The sequence below is a fragment of the Methylobacterium sp. HMF5984 genome (assembly GCF_045033435.1).
Lineage (GTDB): Bacteria > Pseudomonadota > Alphaproteobacteria > Rhizobiales > Beijerinckiaceae > Methylobacterium.
On record NZ_JBJFLN010000001.1, the window covers coordinates 483,072 to 503,850 of the forward strand.

General features: G+C 73.7%; 20 protein-coding genes. 10 read left to right on the forward strand and 10 right to left on the reverse strand.

Annotated elements, in window-relative coordinates; translation table 11 throughout:
- Positions 1–7 precede the first annotated feature (7 nt).
- Positions 8–511, reverse strand: a complete 504-nt coding sequence (locus ACFZ8E_RS02290; RefSeq protein WP_147842190.1) for a DUF177 domain-containing protein — start codon at positions 509–511, stop codon at positions 8–10.
- Positions 508–1,068: a ubiquinol-cytochrome C chaperone family protein gene (locus ACFZ8E_RS02295; RefSeq protein WP_147842189.1), complete on the reverse strand. Its 561-nt coding sequence runs from the start codon at positions 1,066–1,068 to the stop codon at positions 508–510. The genes ACFZ8E_RS02290 and ACFZ8E_RS02295 overlap by 4 nt, the downstream gene beginning before the upstream one ends.
- A 225-nt stretch (positions 1,069–1,293) precedes the next feature.
- Here ACFZ8E_RS02295 and ACFZ8E_RS02300 point away from each other — a divergent pair, with 225 nt between their 5' ends.
- Complete coding sequence (locus ACFZ8E_RS02300) at positions 1,294–1,791, forward strand: outer membrane protein assembly factor BamE (RefSeq protein WP_147842188.1); 498 nt, start codon at positions 1,294–1,296, stop codon at positions 1,789–1,791.
- A gap of 74 nt (positions 1,792–1,865) precedes the next feature.
- On the opposite strand, the gene ACFZ8E_RS02305 is transcribed toward ACFZ8E_RS02300, so the two are convergent.
- From ACFZ8E_RS02305 to ACFZ8E_RS02315, 3 genes are all read right to left on the reverse strand, one after another.
- Complete coding sequence (locus ACFZ8E_RS02305) at positions 1,866–2,522, reverse strand: HAD hydrolase-like protein (protein ID WP_147842198.1); 657 nt, start codon at positions 2,520–2,522, stop codon at positions 1,866–1,868.
- The gene (locus ACFZ8E_RS02310) at positions 2,519–4,441 is read right to left on the reverse strand and encodes a PAS domain S-box protein (RefSeq protein WP_405044309.1); all 1,923 of its coding nucleotides are present in this window, start codon (positions 4,439–4,441) and stop codon (positions 2,519–2,521) included. Before ACFZ8E_RS02310 ends, ACFZ8E_RS02305 begins: the two co-directional genes overlap by 4 nt.
- A gap of 164 nt (positions 4,442–4,605) precedes the next feature.
- Complete coding sequence (locus ACFZ8E_RS02315) at positions 4,606–5,697, reverse strand: alkene reductase (RefSeq protein WP_244029974.1); 1,092 nt, start codon at positions 5,695–5,697, stop codon at positions 4,606–4,608.
- Between the two features lie 270 nt (positions 5,698–5,967).
- On the opposite strand from ACFZ8E_RS02315, the gene rlmN reads away from it, so the two are divergent.
- Positions 5,968–7,287 carry a 23S rRNA (adenine(2503)-C(2))-methyltransferase RlmN gene (gene rlmN, locus ACFZ8E_RS02320; protein WP_147725622.1) on the forward strand — a complete coding sequence of 440 codons (1,320 nt, stop codon included), beginning with the start codon at positions 5,968–5,970 and terminating at the stop codon, positions 7,285–7,287.
- A gap of 92 nt (positions 7,288–7,379) precedes the next feature.
- Here rlmN and ACFZ8E_RS02325 read toward each other — a convergent pair whose 3' ends face one another.
- On the reverse strand, positions 7,380–7,778 hold the full coding sequence (locus ACFZ8E_RS02325) for a DUF3775 domain-containing protein (RefSeq protein WP_147725621.1): 399 nt from the start codon (positions 7,776–7,778) through the stop codon (positions 7,380–7,382).
- Positions 7,779–7,987: 209 nt separating this feature from the next.
- On the opposite strand from ACFZ8E_RS02325, the gene ACFZ8E_RS02330 reads away from it, so the two are divergent.
- The 3 genes from ACFZ8E_RS02330 (at position 7,988) to ACFZ8E_RS02340 (ending at position 11,827) form a co-directional block, all read left to right on the forward strand.
- Complete coding sequence (locus ACFZ8E_RS02330; RefSeq protein ID WP_405041873.1) at positions 7,988–9,154, forward strand: MFS transporter; 1,167 nt, start codon at positions 7,988–7,990, stop codon at positions 9,152–9,154.
- Between the two features lie 64 nt (positions 9,155–9,218).
- Entirely contained in the window at positions 9,219–11,387 is a 2,169-nt protein-coding gene (locus ACFZ8E_RS02335; RefSeq protein WP_405041874.1) for a primosomal protein N', read from the forward strand.
- A gap of 80 nt (positions 11,388–11,467) precedes the next feature.
- Positions 11,468–11,827 (forward strand): STAS/SEC14 domain-containing protein, encoded by a 360-nt coding sequence (locus ACFZ8E_RS02340; RefSeq protein WP_147729390.1) that lies wholly within the window; start codon positions 11,468–11,470, stop codon positions 11,825–11,827.
- A 33-nt stretch (positions 11,828–11,860) separates the two neighbouring features.
- Here the strand turns inward: ACFZ8E_RS02340 and ACFZ8E_RS02345 are convergent, their stop codons facing one another.
- Both ACFZ8E_RS02345 and ACFZ8E_RS02350 read right to left on the reverse strand, forming a co-directional pair.
- Positions 11,861–12,250, reverse strand: coding sequence for a hypothetical protein (locus tag ACFZ8E_RS02345; RefSeq protein WP_405041875.1), 390 nt, complete (start codon positions 12,248–12,250; stop codon positions 11,861–11,863).
- A gap of 320 nt (positions 12,251–12,570) precedes the next feature.
- Positions 12,571–13,881: a leucine-rich repeat-containing protein kinase family protein gene (locus ACFZ8E_RS02350; protein ID WP_243986925.1), complete on the reverse strand. Its 1,311-nt coding sequence runs from the start codon at positions 13,879–13,881 to the stop codon at positions 12,571–12,573.
- 185 nt (positions 13,882–14,066) lie between these two features.
- Here ACFZ8E_RS02350 and ACFZ8E_RS02355 point away from each other — a divergent pair, with 185 nt between their 5' ends.
- From ACFZ8E_RS02355 to ACFZ8E_RS02375, 5 genes are all read left to right on the forward strand, one after another.
- Complete coding sequence (locus ACFZ8E_RS02355) at positions 14,067–14,648, forward strand: hypothetical protein (RefSeq protein WP_405041876.1); 582 nt, start codon at positions 14,067–14,069, stop codon at positions 14,646–14,648.
- Complete coding sequence (locus ACFZ8E_RS02360) at positions 14,593–15,870, forward strand: DNA-packaging protein (protein WP_405041877.1); 1,278 nt, start codon at positions 14,593–14,595, stop codon at positions 15,868–15,870. Before ACFZ8E_RS02355 ends, ACFZ8E_RS02360 begins: the two co-directional genes overlap by 56 nt.
- A gap of 98 nt (positions 15,871–15,968) precedes the next feature.
- Positions 15,969–17,141: a phage portal protein gene (locus tag ACFZ8E_RS02365; protein WP_405041878.1), complete on the forward strand. Its 1,173-nt coding sequence runs from the start codon at positions 15,969–15,971 to the stop codon at positions 17,139–17,141.
- A gap of 47 nt (positions 17,142–17,188) precedes the next feature.
- Positions 17,189–17,677, forward strand: coding sequence for an HK97 family phage prohead protease (locus ACFZ8E_RS02370; RefSeq protein WP_405041880.1), 489 nt, complete (start codon positions 17,189–17,191; stop codon positions 17,675–17,677).
- 122 nt (positions 17,678–17,799) lie between these two features.
- A complete protein-coding gene (locus ACFZ8E_RS02375) occupies positions 17,800–19,083 on the forward strand; it encodes a phage major capsid protein (protein ID WP_147843742.1) in 1,284 nt (427 codons plus the stop codon).
- A gap of 55 nt (positions 19,084–19,138) precedes the next feature.
- Here the strand turns inward: ACFZ8E_RS02375 and ACFZ8E_RS02380 are convergent, their stop codons facing one another.
- The gene (locus ACFZ8E_RS02380) at positions 19,139–19,714 is read right to left on the reverse strand and encodes a PAS domain-containing protein (RefSeq protein WP_405041881.1); all 576 of its coding nucleotides are present in this window, start codon (positions 19,712–19,714) and stop codon (positions 19,139–19,141) included.
- A gap of 181 nt (positions 19,715–19,895) precedes the next feature.
- Positions 19,896–20,771: a trypsin-like serine protease gene (locus ACFZ8E_RS02385; protein WP_147843740.1), complete on the reverse strand. Its 876-nt coding sequence runs from the start codon at positions 20,769–20,771 to the stop codon at positions 19,896–19,898.
- Between the last annotated feature and the right edge of the window lie 8 nt (positions 20,772–20,779).

The following is a 20,779-nucleotide window of genomic DNA, read 5'->3' on the forward strand; positions in this document are numbered from 1 at the left end:
GAGCCCGCTACGGCTCCTCGGAGCGGAGCGTCCGCAGGACGTCGAAGGGTTTCACGTCCTCGCCGAGCTGGACCGCCTCGAACACCACCCCGGGCTTGCGCGGATAGGGGTCGATCCCGAGCGCCAGGAACTCGGCGGTCAGAAGGCCGAAGTCGATCCGCCCGCCGACGATCGGGTCGGGGATGTCGGCATCCTCCGCGTCGGTGCCGGCGAGGCGGTCGGTGTCGGTGAAGACCACCTCCACCGGCTCGGAGACCCTGGTCTCGAACGGCTCGAGGCTGACGGTGCAGACCAGCGTCACGGTGCCCTCGACGGTGCCGGTGACGACGAGGCGGCTCGTCGGGCCGGACACCGAGAACTGCCCGGCGAGGTCGCGGATCGCCGGAATCTTGAAGTCGGCGGCGAGCGCCGTGCACTCGGCCGGCGTCGCCTCGACGGTGACGGCGCCGCGGCCCTGCGGCAGCCGCGCCACGCTCACCCATCGGGACAGGGGGGTCTCGCTCACGCTCATCGGGCTTCCAGGTCGAGTGTCGGGGCATCGCCCGCATGCGGGAAGGACGGGCCGGCGCCGAGCAGGCCGTCGAGGTCGGCCTCGGCCAGCGCGCGGTCGGCGGCGAGGACGTAGTCGGCGAGGCCGGCGGCGGCTTCGGGATCCTCGCTGCCGAGCACGTTGCGGGCGAGCGCAATGCGGAGCGCGGCGGCATCGCCCGCGTCGAGCGCCGCGTCGTAGTTGGCGGCGCGGCCGTAGAACGCCGCGCCGAGCTTCTTCATGCGCTTGGGCACGCCGAAATCGCCGACGCCGAGCTCGCGCAGGGACGCGTCGAGCTGGAGGAAGACCGAGTTCACGAGGTCCTGCGCCACGTCCGCCGCCGGCGCCGGCAGGCGGTTCAGGCGGCGCAAAGCCAGGATGACGTGGAGGATGAGCGATTCGAAGCGGCCCTCCACGCCGTCGGGCACGCCGAGCGCGGTGTAGAGGCCCGGCTGCCGCGAGGCCGCGTTGAGGCGCATGTGCAGGGTCTCGATGGACCGCCGCCGCGCGTCGTTGCGCCGGAAGAACCGGGTGATCATGGGGTCCGCCCTCGGCCCGGAGGCCGGCCCCCGGACCGCGCCCGGCGGAACGGCCATGCCCGGTCGCGCAGCGTTGTGGCCTGTGGCCGAGCTTGCCTTGTCAAAGCCATAACCCCGCGGTACGGCAACCCACGGTCAAGGTGCAAGCATTCATCAGACCGCCCCTGGTGTCGCGCTCCGGCGTGCCTAGCGGCGTCCCGTCCCATCAGCAACATAGGGTGGCCGATGTCGCGCCGTCTCGTTCCGTCTCTCGCGCGCCTCGGCCTCGTCGGCCTGCTCGGCCTCGGCCTGTCGGGCTGCATCGGCGAGGAGCTTCGCCACGGCTACCAGATCGACCAGGCGGCGCTCGCCACCGTCAAGCCCGGCATGAGCCCGGAGCAGGTGCTGCAGACGCTGGGCACCCCGTCCACGGTCTCCACCGTTGGCAACAAGTCCTGGTACTACATCTCCCAGAACACCTCGCGCACGGTCCTGTTCCTTGGCGAGCAGGTCGAGGACCAGAAGGTCACGGCGGTGTACTTCACCCCCGCCTTCAAGGTGGAGCGCGTCGCCCTGTACGGCCTGCAGGACGGCAAGGTGTTCGACTTCATTGAGCGCACCACGCCGACCAGCGGCGCCGACCGCGCCTTCCTGAGCCAGCTGTTCAAGGGCCTGACCAAGTACGAGCCCTTCGGCAGCGGCAACGGCGCCAGCGTGGTCCCGGGCGCCCAGCGCGGCATGTGAGGCGTCGGGCGAAGGCCCGACCCCGAACCGTCCTTCCCCCGTTTGCGGGGGGAGGGAGGCGGCCCCGCGAGGGCTCATCGTCGTGCCGACAGGACGGCCTCCACGATCTGCGCGGGTTCGGCGAACATCAGGTCGGGGCGGGCCGCCGACAGGGTCGCCGCGTCGGTGTAGCCCCACGCGACGGCGCCGAAGGCGCAGCCCACCGCGCGCGCCGCGTCGAGATCGCGCAGCTCGTCGCCGACGCAGAGCACCGCACCCGGCTCGATCCGCGCATGGCGCAGCAGGCTTGCGAGACGCCGTGCCTTGCCGAACACCGACGCGCCGCAGGCGTAGCGGCCGATCCGGGCGGCGTCCGGCCCGAGCACGCGCCGGACGTTCGCCTCGGTGTTCGAGCTGAGCACGGCCGTCGCGACGCCCGCTTCGCCGAGCCCCGCCAGCATCTCCGAAGTTCCGGGAAACGGATGCAGCAGCGCGGCGTCGCGCGCGGCGAGCCCGTGCATGTGGCGGGCGATCAGCGGCAGCTTCCAGCGCGGCACGCCGAGGCGCGCCATGATCGCCCGCGCCGAGAGCCTGCGGAGCTCGTCGGTCTCGTGCGCCGCGACCCGGCGGAAGCGGTAGCGGTCGGCCACCGCGTCGAGCACGCTGCAGAACCAGGGAAAGGTGTCGGCGAGCGTCCCGTCGAAATCGAGGACGACGAGGCGATATCCGCGAGCCGGGGCGGGACGGATCAGAACCGCAGGGTCTCCGCCGGGACGTCGAGGCGCAGCACGAGGCCGCTCGGCGTCCAATCGTGCTCCAGGATGCCGTCGAGCTGGCCCGTGACGCTGCGCTCGGCGAGTTCCGTGCCGAAGCCCTTGCGCGTGGGGGTCGAGGGAACGGGTGGCCCGCCGCGCTCGGCCCAGGTCAGGCGGTAGCGCGAATCGGTCCGCCGCCCGGTCAGCGTGACGGTGCCGGCCTCGTTGGAGAGCGCGCCGTACTTCACAGCGTTCGTCGCCTGCTCGTGCATGATCAGCGCCAGCGCGGTCGCCGCGCGCTCGCCGACGACCGCATCGTCGCCGTCGACGGCGATGCGGCAGCGCCCATCCTCGGCATAGGCCGACAGGATCAGGCGCATCAGCCCGAGGACGGTCTGGCCGCCGACCCGCGGCGCGCTGCCGGCGGAATGCGGGCGGACGTATTCGTGGGCCTGGGCCAGCGCCCCGAGCCGCTCGCGGAACGCCTTCGCGAACGGGCGCGCGCCGGGATCGCTGCGGGCGCTGAGCGCGGCGATGCCGCCGACCACGGCGAAGATGTTCTTGATCCGGTGCGACAGCTCCTTGATCAGCAGGTCGCGCGCCTCCTCGGCGCGCTTGCGCTCGCGCAGGTCGCGGGTGACCGTCCCGTAGCCGGCATGGCGGCCGGCCGCATCCCGCACGGCGAACACCGTGAACAGCACGGCGATGGCCTCGCCGGTGGCGAAGTGCCGGAACGCGAGCTCGCCCTCCCACCAGCCGTCGCGCTCGAGCGCCGGCATTGCCACGCCCTCGAGGGCTTCGCGGCTCTCGAGGGTCACGTAGTCGGCGATCGTGGTCCGCAGCGCGGCGTCAAGGTCGGGCAGCCCGACCAGCGCCAGCGCGGCCTCGTTCAGGTGCGCGATCCGCCCGTCCTCGGTGGCCAGCCCGATGAAGTCCTTCGAGGTCTCGACGACGGCGGCGAGCTTGCGCGCGTCGGCGACCGCCTGCCTCAGGTCGTGGATGTCGGTGCAGGTCCCGAACCAGCGCTCGATCCGCCCGTCGGCGCCGCGGATCGGCATCGCGCGCCCGAGAGTCCAGCGATAGGCGCCGCTGTGGTGGCGCAGGCGGTACTCGACCTCGTAGGGCGCACCGGTCGCGAGGCTGTGGCGCCAGCGGCTCCAGGCCTCCGCCTGGTCGTCGGGATGGAACATGTCGGTCCAGCCGGCGCCGTCGGTGGAGCCGTGGGGCACGCCGGTGAATTCGTACCAGCGGTCGTTGTAGAAGTCGTGGAAGCCGTCGGGCTGCGTGGTCCAGACCATCTGCGGCATCGCCGAGGTCATCACCCGGAAGCGGCGCTCGCTCGCGGCCAGCTCGCGCTCCCGCGCATCGACGTCGGCGAGGGTGCGGCGATGCTCGACCAGGGTCGAGATCTGGCGGGCGAGCGCGGCCAGGGTGTCGCCCTGGGCCCTGGTGAGCCCCTCGGGCCGCGCGGTGCGGTCGAGGACGCACATCGTGCCGATCGGGGCGCCGATCCGGCTGCGGATCACCGCCGCGGCGTAGAAGCGGAACCCGTTCTCGGCCCGGATCGCCGGGTTGTCGCGGGTGCGGGAATCGACGGTCAGGTCGGTGATGACGAACAGCCCGTCGGCGTGCGAATCGTCGGCCTGGAGGGCGTGGACGCAGACCGAGCGGTCGATGCCGGTCTCGCGCTCGCCGTAGCCGATCTCGGCCTTGAACCACTGCCGATGCGCATCGACGAAGCCGATCAGTGAGACCGGAACGGCGCAGACCAGGGCGGCGATCCGCGCGAGGTCGTCATAGGCCGGGTCCGGCTCGGTATCGAGGATCCGCAGCGCGCGAAGCTCCGCGAGCCGCTCGGCCTCGTTCCAGCGCTCTCGTTCGGTCGCATGCGTCTGGCTCGCGATCGTAATCGGCAGCTCCCGAATTCCCGAGCCAGAGATAGGCGGCTTGCGCCGCCGCGCCTAGGTTCGGGAACGGACGAAGCGCCGGTTTCGTTCGAAGCGGGCCGCGAGCGCCCGTTCGTGGGCGCGTTCGCGGCCCGCACCCCGACGAGGGACGGGAGCGGGCCGCGGGAGTCGCCTCAGGCCGCCTTCGCGGCGTCGAGCGTCGGGTAGTCCACGTAGCCCTCCGGGCCCTGGCTGTACCAGGTCGCGGCCACGTCCTTCTGGAGCGGGGCGTCGGCGGCGATGCGCGCGGGCAGGTCCGGGTTGGCGATGAACGTCCGGCCGTAGGCGATCGCGTCGGCCTCGCCGGCATCGAGCGCCGCCTGGCCGCTGCGGCCGTCGTAGTCGGCGTTGAGGATCAGCGCGCCGTCGAACACCCGCTTCATCGCCGGGGCGATCGGCGGATGGTCGGCCTTACCGAAGGTGCCGTTCGGGCCGGGCTCGCGCATCTCCAGGAAGGCGATGCCGAGTTCCGACAGCGCCTTCGCCGCGGCCACGAACAGCAGCTCGGGATCGGAATCGTTGGCGCCCTGGATCGCGCCGTTGGGCGACAGGCGCACGCCGGTGCGGTCCTTGCCGGCGACCTCGGCCACGGCCTGCGTCACCTCGCGCAGCAGGCGCACGCGGTTCTCGATCGAGCCGCCGTAGGCGTCGGTGCGGTGGTTGGTGCCGTCGCGCAGGAATTCGTCGATCAGGTAGCCGTTGGCGGCGTGGATCTGCACGCCGTCGAAGCCGGCGGCCAGCGCGTTGCGGGTGGCGTTGCGGTAATCCTCGAGCAGCCGCGGGATCTCCTCGACCGGCAGGGCGCGCGCCTCGGCATAGGGCTTCTTGCCGGCGTAGGTGTGCGCGTCGTCGGGCGCGGTCGTGGCGGAGGACGAGATCGGCGCGGCGCCGTTGAGGAAGTCCGGGTGGACGAGGCGGCCCATGTGCCAGATCTGGCAGACGATGCGGCCGCCCTTGTCGTGCACCGCCTTGACGATCGGCTTCCAGGCCTCGACCTGCGCCGCGTTCCAGATCCCCGGGGCGTAGGGCCAGCCGAGCCCCTCCTGGCTGATGCCGGTCGCCTCGGTGAGGATCACGCCGGCGCTCGCGCGCTGGGCGTAGTATTCGATCATCAAGGGGGTGGGCACGTGCTCGCGGCTGGCGCGTCCCCGCGTCAGCGGCGCCATCCAGATGCGGTTCTTCGCGTCGATGGCACCGACGCGGATCGGATCGAGCAGTGAAGGCATGGGCTTCCCGTGTTTGGATGGGGTGGGGGCGGCACGCCGCACCCCGTGTGACGCATAGGTGGCGGGAACGATGCCGCCCGCAAGGCACTGGACGCATGGGCGACCCTGCCGGGGTGCGCGGGCGCACATGGTGTCGCGGGCGGCCTTCCCTTCGCTCCGCGGATCACAGGATCCGGGCATGCAGGGAGCGGGCATGACGGGCGCGCATTCGCGTTCGCGTCGCGGATCGCGTATAGCTCGACGCCTCATTTCCAAGGTCTTTGCAAGAACATGGCGACGGCGTCGTTCGACACCGCCCGGCGCGCGGGCAGCGATTTCTCCGGCATCGAGAAGGCGCCCGAGTTCCGGCCCGAGCCGGCACCTGCGGCGGTGCCCGGGCAGCGCAGCTCGCTCGTCGGCCTGCCGCGGGCGGCGCTGAAGGAGCGCCTGCTCGCCGTCGGCGTCGGCGAGCGCGAGAGCAAGATGCGCTCGGGCCAGCTCTGGAACTGGCTCAACGTCCGCGGCGCGCAGGACTTCGACCAGATGACCAACGTCGGCAAGGCGCTGCGGGCGCAGCTCGCCGCCGCCTACACCCTCGACCGGCCCGAGGTGGTCAGCCAGCAGGTCTCGCGCGACGGCACCCGCAAGTGGCTGCTGCGCATGGCCCCGACCGGCCGGCACGACCACAACCGCGGCGCCGAGATCGAGTGCGTCTACATTCCGGGGCCCGACCGCGGCACGCTCTGCGTCTCGTCCCAGGTCGGCTGCACGCTGACCTGCTCGTTCTGCCACACCGGCACGCAGCGCCTGGTGCGCAACCTGTCGGCGGCCGAGATCACCGCCCAGCTCGTCGTCGCCCGCGACGCGCTCGGCGACTGGCCCGGCCTGATCCCGTCGCGCGACGCCTCGGGCAGCGGCGAGGTCGGGCGGCTCGTCACCAACATCGTGTTCATGGGCATGGGCGAGCCGCTCTACAATCTGGAGAACGTCGTCGACGCGGTGGCGACGATGTCGGACCCGGAGGGGCTCGCGCTGTCGCGCCGGCGCATCACGGTGTCGACCTCCGGCGTCGTGCCGCAGATCCGGCGGCTCGGCGAGGAGGCGCACGCGATGCTGGCGATCTCGCTCCACGCCGTGCGCGACGAGCTCCGCGACGAGCTGGTGCCGCTGAACCGCAAATACCCGATCGCCGAGCTGATGCGCGCCTGCCGCGAATATCCCGGCCTCAACAACGCCCGCCGCATCACCTTCGAGTACGTGATGCTGAAGGGCGTCAACGACACCGACGGCGACGCGCGCGAGCTGGTGCGGCTGCTCAAGGGCATCCCGGCCAAGATCAACCTGATCCCGTTCAACCCCTGGCCCGGCAGCCGGTACGAATGCTCGGACTGGGAGCGGATCGAGCGCTTCTCCGAGATCGTGTTCGACGCCGGCTACGCCTCGCCGGTGCGGACCCCGCGCGGCCGCGACATCCTCGCCGCCTGCGGCCAGCTCAAGAGCGAGACCGAGAAGCTGCGCGCCCGCGAGCGCATGCTGCTCGACGCGGGCGGCGACGCGGCCGGCGCGGTCTCGGCCCAGGGCTTCTACGCCCTTCACGACGGCGAGGAATGAGGGGGCCCGGCACCCCTCCGGTGTGGGCCTTCTGGCAGAGGTAACCGTCTCTTCCCTCCCCCGCCGAGGGGGGGAGGGGGAGCCGGCCTCGCTCAGCCCTGCGGCAGGTCCGGCGTGATGCCGAGGGCGTCCATGCCCTCCTCCAGGAGGTCGCCGGCATCCGGCGTGCCGAGCAGCGTCTTCACCGCGCCGTCGCCGGCGCCTTCGCGCTCGCGGGCGAAGCGGACCGCGTCGGCCCATTCCTCCGGCTCCATGTCGCCGCGGCCGACATAGAGCAGCGCCAGCAGGTCGGCGCGCTCGTCGTCGTTGAGGCCGGCGATCATGCCGCGCAGCTCCGATTCGGTGGCGTCGTCGGTGCCGGAGGTGAGCACGTCGGTGGCGCCGTCGTCGATGGCGTTGGAGCCGGAATCCGGATCGGTCGCGCCCTCCTTCACCTCGACCGCGCGCAGGCGCAGGATGATCTCGGTGACCGTATCGGGGGCGATGTCCATGTCGAGCTCCGGTTGGCGGTCCCGTCGGGGGCCTGAAGCTGCGACAACTGGCGAGAGCGGTGCCGGTTCGCCCGGCCCGGCGCCGTCGTGCTTCCGCGCGGTCGGATTTCGCCGCCCGTTCGCTCCGCGGCGCCCGTGAAGATGCGCGCACGTCGCGGCGCCACGCGGTGCTACGCTGTCGCCGGGGCGGGCACGCGCGGGGGCGGGGGATGAAGCGGGACGGGCTCGTCGGCTGCCTCGCGCTCTACGCCGCGCTCTACGGCGCCTACGGCTGCATCTCGCCGATCCTGCCGAACGTGCTCGCCGCGGGCGGCCTGCCCCCGGAGCGGATCGCGATCCTGCTCGCCGCCGCGACCCTGGTGCGGCTCGTGGCGGGCCCGCTCGCCGGGCGCTCCGCCGACCGGCACGCGGCGACCCGCCCGATCCTCGCCGCCGCCTGCGGCCTCACCGCGCTCGCGGTCCTCGGGCATCTCCCCGCGCGCGGGTTCTGGCCGTTCCTCGCTGTCGGCCTCGCCTACGCGGTGACGACCGCCCCGCTGGCCCCGCTCGCCGACGTGCTCGGGCTCGCCGCGGCGCGGGGCGGCGCCGCGTTTCCCTACGGCTGGGTGCGGGGCGCCGGCTCGGCCGCCTTCATCGCCGGCGTCGGTGCCGCCGGCTGGCTGGTGCAGGGGTTCGGGCTCGCGGCCGGCCTCGTCGCTGGAGCGGTGCTGTTCGCGGCCGCCGGTGCGGCGGCGCTCGCCGGGCGGGACCCGGGCCTCGCGCGCGACCGGCCCGTCGCCGCGCCCGGGATCGGCTTCGCCGACGTCCTCCGCCTTCCCGCCTTCCGCCGCACGGTGCTGGTCGCCGCCCTGGTGATCGGCGCGCATGCGATGCACGACGCCTTCGCGATGATCCTGTGGCGCGAGGCCGGCATCGGGGCGGGCGCCGCCGGCCTGCTCTGGGCCGAGGCGGTGGCGGCGGAGGTGTTCGTGTTCCTGATCGCTGGCCCGCCGCTGCTGGCGCGGATCGGGTTGCCGGGCGGCCTCGCGGTCGCCGCCGGCGCCGGCGCGCTGCGCTGGGCGGTGCAGGCCGAAACGGTGGCGCTGCCCTGGCTCGCCGCGATCCAGTCCCTGCACGGCCTGAGCTTCGCGCTCCTGCATCTCGCCTGCCTCGGGCTGATCGAGCGGACCGTGCCGCCGGCCGCCCGCGCCACGGCGCTGACGCTCTACGGCACCGTCGGCCTCGGGCTCGCCGGCGCGGCGGCGACGCTCGCGTCCGGCCCGCTGTATTCGGCCTTCCACGGCCGCGGCTTCTGGGCGATGGCGGTGCTGAGCCTTGCCGCGCTGCCGCTCGTTCCGCGCTTGCGCCCGCCGTCGGAAGGCACGACCTCTGCGTGACGGCGCGTTTCATGGTACAAAACCGGAACATGCCGTCGGTCCCCGCAACCCAACGCCCAGGTCCATGCCGCACGTCGCCGAGATCCTGATCCCGCTCGCGATCGACACCGCCTACAGCTACGCGGTGCCCGCGGGCCTGGCGCTGGCGGCGGGCGACGTGGTGCAGGTGCCGCTCGGGCCGCGCGAGACGGTCGGCGTGGTCTGGGGCGTGGCGGAGACGGCGGGCGGCTCGAACCTGCGGCCGGTCACCGGCCGTCTCGGCGTGGCTCCGCTCTCCGAGCCGCTGCGCAGGCTGGTGGACTGGATCGCGCGCTACACCCTGGCCCCGAAGGGCTCGGCCCTCGCCATGGTGCTGCGCCTGCCCGACGAGGCGGCCGCCGCCGAGGTGGTCCGCGTCGGCGTCCGCACCACCGGCAAGCTCCCGGCCCGCCCGACCAAGGCCCGGGACAAGGTTCTGGCGGTCGCCGCCGACGGCGAGATCCGGGGCAAGAGCGGGCTCGCCAAGACGGCCGAGGTCTCGCTCTCGGTGGTCGACGGGCTGATCGACGACGGCGCGCTGGAGACGGTGGCGCTCGCGCCCGAGCCGGTGGCGCTCCCCCCCGACCCGGAGTTCCCGCGGGTGCCGCTGTCGGAGGCGCAAGCCGCGGCGGTCGCGGACCTGGTCGCCGCCCCCGCGGAGGCGGGCGGGAGCGGCGCCGTCCTGCTCGAGGGCGTCACCGGCTCGGGCAAGACCGAGGTCTACTTCGAGGCGGTGGCGGAGTGCGTCCGCTCAGGCGGGCAGGCGCTGATCCTGATGCCCGAGATCGCGCTGACGGCGCAGTTTCTCGACCGCTTCGCCCAGCGCTTCGGCGTCCGTCCGGCGGCCTGGCATTCCGGCATCGGCGGGCGGCGGCGCGAGCGGCTGCGCGCCGGGGTCGCGGCCGGCGAGGTCCGGGTGGTGGTCGGCGCCCGCTCGGCCCTGTTCCTGCCGTTCCGGAAGCTCGGCCTGATCGTGGTCGATGAGGAGCACGAGAGCGCCTACAAGCAGGAGGACGGCGTGCACTACCACGCCCGCGACATGGCCGTGGTGCGGGCCAAGCTCGAGGGCTGCCCGGTGGTGCTGGCCTCGGCGACGCCCTCGATCGAGACGCGGGTCAACGTCGAGCGCGGGCGCTACCGGCGCGTGCGGCTGCCCGAGCGCTTCGGCGGCCGCCGCCTGCCCGACATCCAGGCGATCGACATGCGCCTCGACAAGCCGGAGCGCGGGCGCTTCCTGTCGCCGCCGATGATCAACGCGGTGAAGGCCAACCTCGCCGCCGGCGAGCAGGCGCTGCTGTTCCTCAACCGCCGCGGCTACGCGCCGTTGACGCTGTGCCGCGCCTGCGGCCACCGCTACCAGTGCCGGAACTGCTCGACCTGGCTGGTCGAGCACCGCTTCCGCAAGGCCCTGGTCTGCCACCAGTGCGGCTACAGCGAGCGCCGGCCGGACGCCTGCACGGAATGCGGCACCTTCGACAACCTCACCCCCTGCGGCCCCGGGGTCGAGCGCATCGCGGAGGAGGCCGCCGAGCTTTTCCCGGATCGCCGGATCATCGTGCTGTCGAGCGACTTTCCCGGCGGCGCCGAGCGGCTTCGGATGGAGCTCGAGGCGGTGGCGGCGGGCGAATGCGACATCGTCATCGGCACCCAGCTCGTGGCCAAGGGCCACAACTTTCCGCACCTGACGCTCGTCGGCGTGCTCGACGCCGATATCGGCCTGACCTCGGGCGATCCGCGGGCGGCCGAACGCACCTTCCAGCTGCTGCAGCAGGTGACCGGCCGCGCCGGCCGCGGCGAACGGCCGGGCCGCGCGCTGGTGCAGACCTACCAGCCCGAGCACCCGGTGATCGCGGCCCTGCTGTCGGGCGATTCGGAGCGCTTCTACGAGGAGGAGATCGCCGCCCGCGAGGCGGCCGGCCTGCCGCCGTTCGGGCGGCTCGCGGCGCTGATCGTCTCCGCCAACGACCGCGCGGCGGCCGAGGCCCACGGGCAGGCGCTGGCCCGGGCCGCCGAGCCGCCGGACGGCGTGATGGTGCTCGGGCCCGCCGAGGCGCCGCTGGCGCTGGTGCGCGGGCGCTACCGCTTCCGCCTCCTGGTCAAGACCGAGCGCAACGTCGACCTGCAGAGCTACCTGCGCGACTGGCTAGCGCGCGGGCCGAAGGTGCGCGGCAACGTGCGCGTCGCGATCGACGTCGACCCGCAGAGCTTTTTGTAGGCGACCGGGATCGCGTTTTGTAGGAAGGTGCGGCGCCGCCGAAGTCCCGACCGGCGGCGTCCATTTCAGGAGCGCGCATCGTGCTGAGCTACACCAAGAAGCCCGAGTCCAGCGTCGCCGAGATCGTGGTCGACGGGAAGATCACGGACGAGGAGATGAACGCGGTGATGACCGCGATGAAGGCCGACCTCGACAAGGGCGGCAAGCTCAAGCTGCTGGAGGACATCCGCGCCTTCGAGGGCATGGAGCCGGCCGCCTTCTTCAAGGACCCGCGCTTCGGCCTGTCGATGATGAAGGGCATCAGCCACGTGGCGCTCGTCACCGACGCGCAGTGGCTCAAGGTCGTCGCCGAGACCTTCGGCTTCGTCTCGCCGGCCCAGATCAAGGTGTTCGAGCGCGCCCGCCTCGACGAGGCCCGCACCTGGCTCGCCGCCGCCTGAGCGGCGAGAAACCGTCCCGGGGCGGCCTGCCGCCTACTCGGCCTGGGCGGTGCGCGTGGTGTTGCGCCGCGCCGTCCAGCGGCCGGAGCACAAAGCCGAGACCTTCCAGGTCCCGGCCCCGCCCTGCGCCTGCAGCCGACCCGAGGCCGCGCCGCTCGCGGCGCCGTTCGAGACGCTCAGGCCCACCGTCCCGTCAGCCCCGACCTGCCCGCTGACCCGGGCGGCCGTCGCCGCCGACGCGGCGCGCACCTGCCCGTCGCGGATCGCGACCGAGGTGCTGTAGCGCGCGTCGCACAGGCCGCTCTCGGTCACGAGATCGACGGCCCAGGTCCCGTTGAAGGCCCCCGGCTCGCCGGCGGCGGCCGGCGTGAGGATCGCGCCCAAGAGGAGGCCGACGAGGGCGATCGGGGTGAGCTTCGACATTCGGGACCTTGCTGTTGAGCGGGAGCGGCCGGCGGACGGACCGTCGGGGTGCCGGGGAATCAAACCTCGACTCTACATCTTGTGCGGTGACGCGCAGATGAACGACGGAAACGGCAAGAGTATGACGACGCGCGCGAGCGCCGGATACAAGCTGGACCGTTGACGCAAGCCGGCGATGACTGGACGCGCCCCGTCGGATCCTTGCCACGCTTTCGCAAGCCGGTTCGCTGAACGGGATGGCCTGCGCTGGACCGCTCTTGAGACGCTCTTCCGCGCGATCGAGGGCGTGGCCGACCGCGCGGTCGCGCGCCGCACCGTCATCATCCGACGGCGCGCACCACCTCCGCCATCGCCGGGCGCGCGCCGACCTCGGCCTGCACGCAGGCGCGCTCGAGATCGCGCAGGGCCGCCGCCTCCGGGAAATCGGCGGGCGCACGGTCCAGCACCTCGCCGATCAGCAGCCCGAAGGCGCGGACCTCGACCCGCTGCAGGGCTACGCCGGGCGGCCCGTCGGGCAGCACCGAGGCCGCGCCGAAATCGCTGAGCACCGCCTCGCCGGTGGCGGCGTCCCACAGGATGTTGTGGCCGTAGACGTCGCCGTGCAGCAGCCCGCGCGCGTGGAGATGGGCGAGGCCCGCGGCGAGGCCGCGGACGAGGCGCAGCAGCGCCGCCGGGGCGAGGCGCAGGGCCGGGTCGTAGACGTCGCGGCTGCAGCTCGCGAGGCTCGGCGGCCCGGCGAGCACGCGCCGGTCCGGCGGCAGGAGCGGCATCAGCAGCCCGTCGGTCCCGTCCGGGTGGCCGGTGATCCGCCCGAGCGCGCCGGTGAGGTTCGGGTGCGCCCCGGCCGCGAGGCAGGCCTCCATCTCCCGCTCGGGCAGGCCGTCGCTGGTCATCGTCCCCTTGAACAGCTTGAGCGCGACCGGCCGCGGCGGCGCGGTGCCGCCGGGGCGCCACAGCGCGCGGTGCACCCGGCCCGACGTGCCCTCGCCGAGGAGCGCGCCCGCGTCGAGGTCGGCGAACGGGACCAGGGCGGCCGAGGCTCGCGGCGCATCGCCCTCGAACGCGTTGCCGGCCCAGGAGGTCCAGGCGAGGGCGGGGAGGGCCGGAAGCCAGGCGGGCAGCGCGTCGAGGCGGTTGGCCGCGAGACGGATCAGCTCGAGGTCGTCGCAGCCCGCCAGGCTGTCCGGAAGGCTGCGCAGGCGATTGCCCGAGAGCATCAGCTTCCGCAGCCGCGGCCGGTGCCCGAGCGCGTCGGGCAGGTGCGCGATCCGGTTGTCGGTGAGCGTCAGCCAGCGCAGGCGCGGCGGCAGCGCCTCGCCCGGCACCTCCGCGAGGCCGCAGCCGCGAAACCCGACCTGGCTCAGCGCCCTGCAATCCCCCAGGACCGGCGGCAACGTCGCGAACGGGTTGCCCGAGCAGAACAGCACCTGCAGCCGCGTCAGGCGGCCGAGATCGTCGGGGAGGGCGGTGAGCGCGTTGCCCGAGAGGTCGAGCACCTCCAGCGTGTCGGCCAGCCCGAAGATCTCGGGCGGGAGCACGGTCAGGCCGGCGGCCGGCAGGCGCAAGGTGCGCGCCCCGGCAAGGTCGCCCCGGCGGAGGGCGTCGAGGGTGTCGTGCGTCGCGTCCTGCATCGTCGGTCGGCGCTCCGGCCCGCCTGGGAAGCCGGCCTCGTCGCACGAACCGGGATCCTGCAGCAAACCCTTACAAAAAGGAAAAAATATCGTTCTTAGGATTATGGGCTTGACATCGGCACGCTCCTCCGGCATAAGAACCGCACGCTCCAGAAGTGTGACGAGACGGTCTCGGGAGGCGGCGGATGGGCAGCGCAGCCGGGGCCGTCCCGCCGGAGGTCGTCGCCGCCGTGGAACGGCTGGTGCGGCACGGCGAGGCCAGCCTCGCGCGGATCGCCGCCGCCGCCGGGCTCCCGCAGACGACCGTGACGGGCTGGATGCGCGATCGCGGATGGGCGCGGACGCGCCCGGTCCGCCCGCGCGGGACCGACGACATCCTGGCCGATCTCGCCGCCCTCGAACGGTGCGGCGATCCGGTGCGCGTGCCCGCCGACCTCCCGGTGCTGCGACGGCGGCTGCGTGCGCATATCGGCCGGCAGATCGCGACGTTCGATGCGGCTCTGCGCGGCGAGGGGGCGGCGGTGATCGATTCCGCGCGGACCCTGCGCGATCTCGGGGGCCTGAAGCGTCTGCTCGACGACCTCGCCGCCGACGATCCCGCCAGCGAAGGGGAGGGCGATGGCGACGGCCGAACCCCTTCCGCCCTCGACCTTCCGGGCCTCCGCGCGGAGATCGCGCGCCGCTATGGAGGATGCCGCGGCGACCGGCCGGATGGCCGCCTTCCTGGCGAGCCTGCCGCCGCCGCTCCTCCGGGCGCTGGCGCTTGACTGGCTGCATCAGGCGCGGCCCGACCAGCTTCCGCCGCCCTGGGAGGACGACTGGACCACCTGGGCGGTGATCGGCGGCCGCGGCTGCGGCAAGACGCGGACGGGGGCGGAGTGGGTCGACGCGCTCGCCCGCGGCGACCCGGCCTTCACCGACAGGGCGATCGGCCGGATCGCGCTCGTCGGCGAGACCTTCGCCGACGTGCGCGACGTGATGATCGAGGGCCCGTCGGGCCTGCTCGGGCTGCCCGAGCGCGGCGGCCGCCCGCGCTGGTCGCCGAGCCGGCGCCGGGTCGAGTGGGCGAACGGGGCGGTGGCGTCGGCGTTCTCGGCCGAGGAGCCGGATTCCCTGCGCGGTCCGCAATTCGGCGCGGCGTGGTCGGACGAGATCGCCAAGTGGCGCCGGCCGGATGCCGCCTTCGACATGCTGCAATTCGGGCTGCGGCTGGGCGCCCGCCCGCGCAACCTCGTCACCACCACGCCGCGGCCGATCCCGCTGATCCGCCGGCTGATCGCCGACCCGCGCTGCGTGGTCACGAAGGCCCGTACCGCCGACAACGCCCGAAACCTCGCCCCCGCCTTCCTGGAGGCGGTGGTCGGACGCTACGCCGGCACCCGCCTCGGGCGGCAGGAGCTCGACGGCGAGCTGATCGACGACCGGGCCGACGCCCTGTGGACGCGCGAGACGATCGAGGCGGCCCGCGTCGCCGCGGCACCCGATCTGTCCCGCATCGTCGTCGCGGTCGACCCGCCGGCGAGCTCGGGCCGCGCGGCCGATGCCTGCGGGATCGTCGCGGTCGGGGCGTTGGGCGAGACCGCCTACGTGCTCGCCGACGCGACGGTGGCGCGCGCCAGCCCGCAGGCCTGGGCCAACGCCGCGCTCGCGCTCTACCACCGCCTCGGCGCCGACGGGCTCGTGGTCGAGGTCAACCAGGGCGGCGAGATGGCCACCGCCGTGCTCGCCCAGTGCGATCCGGCGGTGCCGGTGACCCCGGTGCGGGCCACACGGGGAAAATACCTGCGGGCCGAGCCGGTCTCGCTGCTCTACGCGCAAGCGCGCGTCCGCCACGTCGGGGCGCTGCCGGCGCTCGAGGACGAGCTGTGCGATTTCGGGGCGGACGGGCTCTCGTCCGGCGCCTCGCCCGACCGCCTCGACGCCCTGGTCTGGGCGGTGACGCACCTGCTGCTCGCGCCCCGCGCCGAGCCGCGCATCCGCAGCTTCTGATGCCGGCCCACGCGACTGCGGGGCGGCGGCCATCCGCCGGGCCTCATGGGTTTCGACCCATGAGGCGTCGGACAACACGCATCTCGAGGAGGCGCCCGATGCCGACCCTGCTGACGAGGCTGGCGCGGGCCGCCGGCTACGTGCCGGCCGTGAAGGCGGCCCCGCTCTCCGGGCCGAGCGTCGCCCTCTACGGGGACGCCCGCGCCGTCTGGACCGCGCGCGACGGCACCGCGCTCGCCCGCGAGGGCTACCAGCGCAACGCCGTGGTCCACCGCGCCGTGCGGCTCGTCGCCGAGGGCGCCGCGTCGATCCCGCTGGTCGTCACCGGCGCGGAGGCGGCCGACCACCCGATCGCCGCGCTGCTGGCGCGGCCGAACCCGCGCGAGGGCGGCACCCGCCTGCTGGAGACCCTGTACGGGCACCTGATGGTGTCCGGGAACGCCTATCTCGAGGCGGTGTCGCTCGACGGGATCCCGCGCGCCCTGTTCGCGCTGCGCCCCGACCGGATGCGGGTGGTGCCGGGGCCCGACGGCTGGCCGGCCGGCTACGTCTACGAGGTCGGCGGCCGCCGCGTCGCCTACGACGAGTCCGGCGCCGTGCCGCCGATCCTGCATCTCGCCCTGTTCCACCCCACCGACGACCATTACGGCCTGTCGCCGATGGAGGCGGCCGCGATCTCCCTCGACATCCACAACGCGGCCGGGGCCTGGAACAAGGCGCTGCTCGACAACGCGGCGCGCCCCTCCGGCGCGCTGGTCTTCGCCGGTGCCGGGGCGAGCTTGAGCGAGGCGCAGTTCGTGCGGCTGAAGGCCGAGCTGGAGGCGAACTACCAGGGCGCCGGCAATGCCGGGCGGCCGCTGCTGCTCGAAGGCGGGCTCGACTGGAAGCCGCTGGCGCTGTCGCCCAAGGAGATGGACTTCGTCGAGGCGAAGGCCGCGGCCGCGCGCGAGATCGCCCTGGCCTTCGGCGTGCCGCCGCTGCTCCTCGGGCTTCCGGGCGACAACACCCACGCCAACTACGCCGAGGCCAACCGCGCCTTCTACCGCCAGACCCTGGTGCCGCTCGCCCGCCGCACGGCGGAGGCGATCGCGCACTGGCTCGCGCCGGCCTTCGGCGACGTCCGCCTCGAGCCGGATCTCGACGCGATCGAGGCGCTGGCCAGCGAGCGCGAGTCGCTGTGGCGCCGGGTGCAGGCGGCCGACTTCCTGACGCCGGCCGAGAAGCGCGCGGCGGTGGGCTACCCGCCCGAAGCCCCGGAGCCCGGGGCCTGAGGCCCCGGCGCAGCCCGATCTTTCCCTGCCCGCCACGGGAGACCGCCATGGACGGCCACTTCACCGGCTATGCCAGCCTGTTCGGCGTGCCCGACCTCGGGCGCGACATCGTGCAGGCGGGGGCCTTCGCCGCGAGCCTGCGGCAGCGCGGCGCCGCCGGCGTGCGGATGCTGTGGCAGCACGATCCCGCCGAGCCGATCGGGCGCTGGCAGGCGCTCGCCGAGGATGGGCGGGGCCTGCGCGTCGAGGGCCGCCTCAACCTCGCGGTGCAGCGGGCGCGCGAGATCGACGCGCTGATGCGGGACGGCGCCCTCGACGGTCTGTCGATCGGCTTCCGCACCCTGGAGGCGCGCCCGCGCGGCGGCTTCCGCCAGCTGCGCGCGGTGGATCTCTGGGAGATCTCCCTGGTGACCTTCCCGCTGCAGCCGGGGGCGCGCGTCGCGAACGCCCCGCTGCCGGCGGAACTGCGCGCCTTCGCCCGGCGCCTCGCGCCGGTGCGTGCCGCCGGGCGCTCCGCCACCCCCGCCGGGTGGTGAGAGGCGGCGTCCGCGCTCTTCCCTCCCCCCCCTCTGCGGGGGAAGGGAAGAGGTCCCGCGGGCACGAAGGGCGCACCTCCAAATCCCGGTTCATCCCCTCGTTTTCCAACGGTGAGGCTCACATGACCCGTCACGAGACCTTCGAGACCAAGTCCGATCGCGTGCTGCTGGAGAACAAGGCCGGGCGGCCCGGCGCCGAGCCGGGCACCGCGCGGGACGCCTTCGACGGGCTGACCCAGGCCTTCGAGGCCTTCAAGGAGACCAACGACACCCGGCTCGCCCAGATCGAGGGCCGGCTCGGGCCCGACGTGCTCACCGAGGAGAAGCTCGCGCGGATCGATGCGGCGCTGGACAGTGCTCGGACGCGCCTCGACCGCATCACCCTGGACCGCGCCCGCCCGCCGCTCGGCCGGCCCGAGCAGCCGCGCGATGCGGCCGCCGACGAGCACAAGACGGCGTTCGACCTCTACGTCCGCGCCGGCGAGAGCGGCGGCCTGAAGAGCCTGGAGGCCAAGGCGCTCTCGGCCGGATCCGGGCCGGACGGCGGCTACCTCGTGCCGCAGACCATCGAGCGCGAGGTGCTCAAGCGCCTCGCCGACCTGTCGCCGATCCGTGCCATCGCCAGCGTCCGCACCATCTCGGGCGGCCAGTACAAGCGCGCGGTGGCGACCGGCGCCCCAATCGCCGGCTGGATCGCCGAGACCGCGCCGCGCCCGGCCACCGACGGGCCGGTGCTGTCGGAGCTGAACTTCCCGGCGATGGAGCTCTACGCCATGCCGGCCGCGACCCAGACCCTGCTCGACGACGCCGTGGTCGACATCGACGCCTGGCTCGCCGACGAGGTCGAGACCGCGTTCTCCGAGCAGGAGAGCGTCGCCTTCGTCACCGGCAACGGCGTCAGCCGCCCGCGCGGCTTCCTCAGCTACGACACCGTGGGCAACGACGCCTGGGTGCCGGGCAAGATCGGGATCGTCGGCACCGGCACGGCCGGCGCCTTCCCGGCGGCGAACCCGGCCGACGTGCTGTTCGACCTCGTCTACGGCCTCAAGGCCGGCTACCGCCAGAATGCCGGCTTCGTGATGAGCCGGCGCACGCAGAGCGCGATCCGCAAGTTCAAGGACAACGAGGGCAACTATCTCTGGCTGCCGCCGACCGCCTCGGACCGGGCCGCGACCCTGCTCGGCTTCCCGGTGACGGAGGCCGAGGCGATGCCCGACATCGCCGCCGGCAGCCTCGCGCTCGCCTTCGGCGATTTCCGCCGCGGCTACCTCGTGGTCGACCGCACCGGCCTGCGGGTGCTGCGCGACCCGTATTCCGCCAAGCCCTACGTGCTGTTCTACACCACCAAGCGCGTCGGCGGCGGCGTGCAGGACTTCGCCGCGATCAAGCTGCTGAAGTTCGCCTGATCCGGGCCGCGGGCGGCGTCCCCGCCCGCGTCGACGGCCCGCCCCCGGGCCGGCCTCACGCGCCCTGGCGCCGTGCCAGGGCGCGGCCCACCTCCAGCAGCAGCGTATCGACGAGGGTGCGCAGGCGCTTCTGCCCGGTCCGGTCGATCGCCACGCGGGCGGCCAGGATCTGGTCGGCGGCCTGCTCCAGCGGATCGGCCGGGGGCAGCAGGCGGAGCTTCGGCCGGGGCAGGACGTCGAGCCTCGCGCGCGTGTCGGTGACGTCGAAGAAGGCGCCGTGGCCGTGCATGCCGGTCTCCGTCCGGGTCACGTGGCCGCGGTTGCGGATCCAGCGGATGTCGCCGCCTTCCGTGACGATCCGGAAGTCGGCGGAGAACGAACCGCCGGTCTCGCGCACCTGCCTGATCCGGTCGAACACCCAGTCGCGATCCTCCGGGTGGATGCGCGCGAGCGACTCGTCGAGCGTGAGGGGCTTGCCGGCGAGCGACGCGTCGCCCGCCATCACGTCGCAGGCGCCCTCGTCGAGGACCGAGCGCCCGGCCGCGACGTTCGTCTCCCAGGCGCCGACGAACCCGAAGGCGATGAGCGCCGAGGCGAGCGAGGGCGTGGCGGGTGTCGAGCCGTCGAACATGAGCGATGCTCCCGGGAGCGAAGCCGCATCGCGTTCCGGTTGAGGCCGGATGCGTCGGCGCCGTCGCATCAAGCGGTATCATTCACTGATTTGAAAATGCAATCGACCAGATGCATGGGCGACGATCGCGCGACCGCACGTGAAACCTGGTCCTTCTGCAAATTCCGGTTCGGGTCGGGGTTCAGCGGTTGCGCCCGGGCCGGGCCATCCAATCCGAGCGGTTGCCGCGGCCGGCCGGCATCGCCTGGCCGACCTCGATCCGGGAAAGCTCGGCCGAGCGTGCCGCGATCCACCCGGTGTGCTCGGCCACCGGCGTCACCGCCGTGAACCCGCCGCAGGCGGTGCGGCGGCGGGCGTCCTGACGCATCGCCCCGCTCGACCAGCTCACCACGCCGACGATCTGGTAGCCGCCGGGGCCGCCCGACAGGATCGGGCCGCCGGAATCGCCGAGGCAGGCGCCGGCGCCGGCGGTCTCGGCCATGCGGCGGCGGTCGGTGACGACGGTGACCCGGTTGGCGACCTGCAGCGACCCGATCGAGACGAGGTGCGCCTGGCGCAGCGTGCGGGCGGTGTTGCGGCGGTTCTCGGCGACGACGCCGAAGCCGGCGATGTCGACCGCGTCGCCGTTGCCGATCGAGCCGGCGCCGCGCGGATCGAGGGGCGCGTAGTCCGTGCCGAGCGGCTGCTCGAGCTTGAGCAGGGCAAGGTCGACGCCCGGCTGGTCCTCCGGCGTGGTGCCGGGGACGAATTCGGGATGCATCGAGGCGGCGATCACCGAGACGCGGCGCTGGCGGAAGCCGCGGTCGACCGCCACGATGCTGTAGCCCGCCGGCTGCATCACGCAATGGGCTGCGGTCAGCACGAGATCGGGCGCGATCAGCGTGCCCGAGCAGATCTCGCCCTGGGTGCTCTCGATCCGCACCACGAAGTTGCGCGTGCCGTTCGGGTCGCGGGTCACCTCGCCGTTGATCACGGCCGAAGCCGGTGCCGGCAGCGAGCCGAGGAGGCCGACGGACAGGCCGCCGAGCAGGGCGCCGCGGAGCACAGTGGCGAGCATCGTTCTCT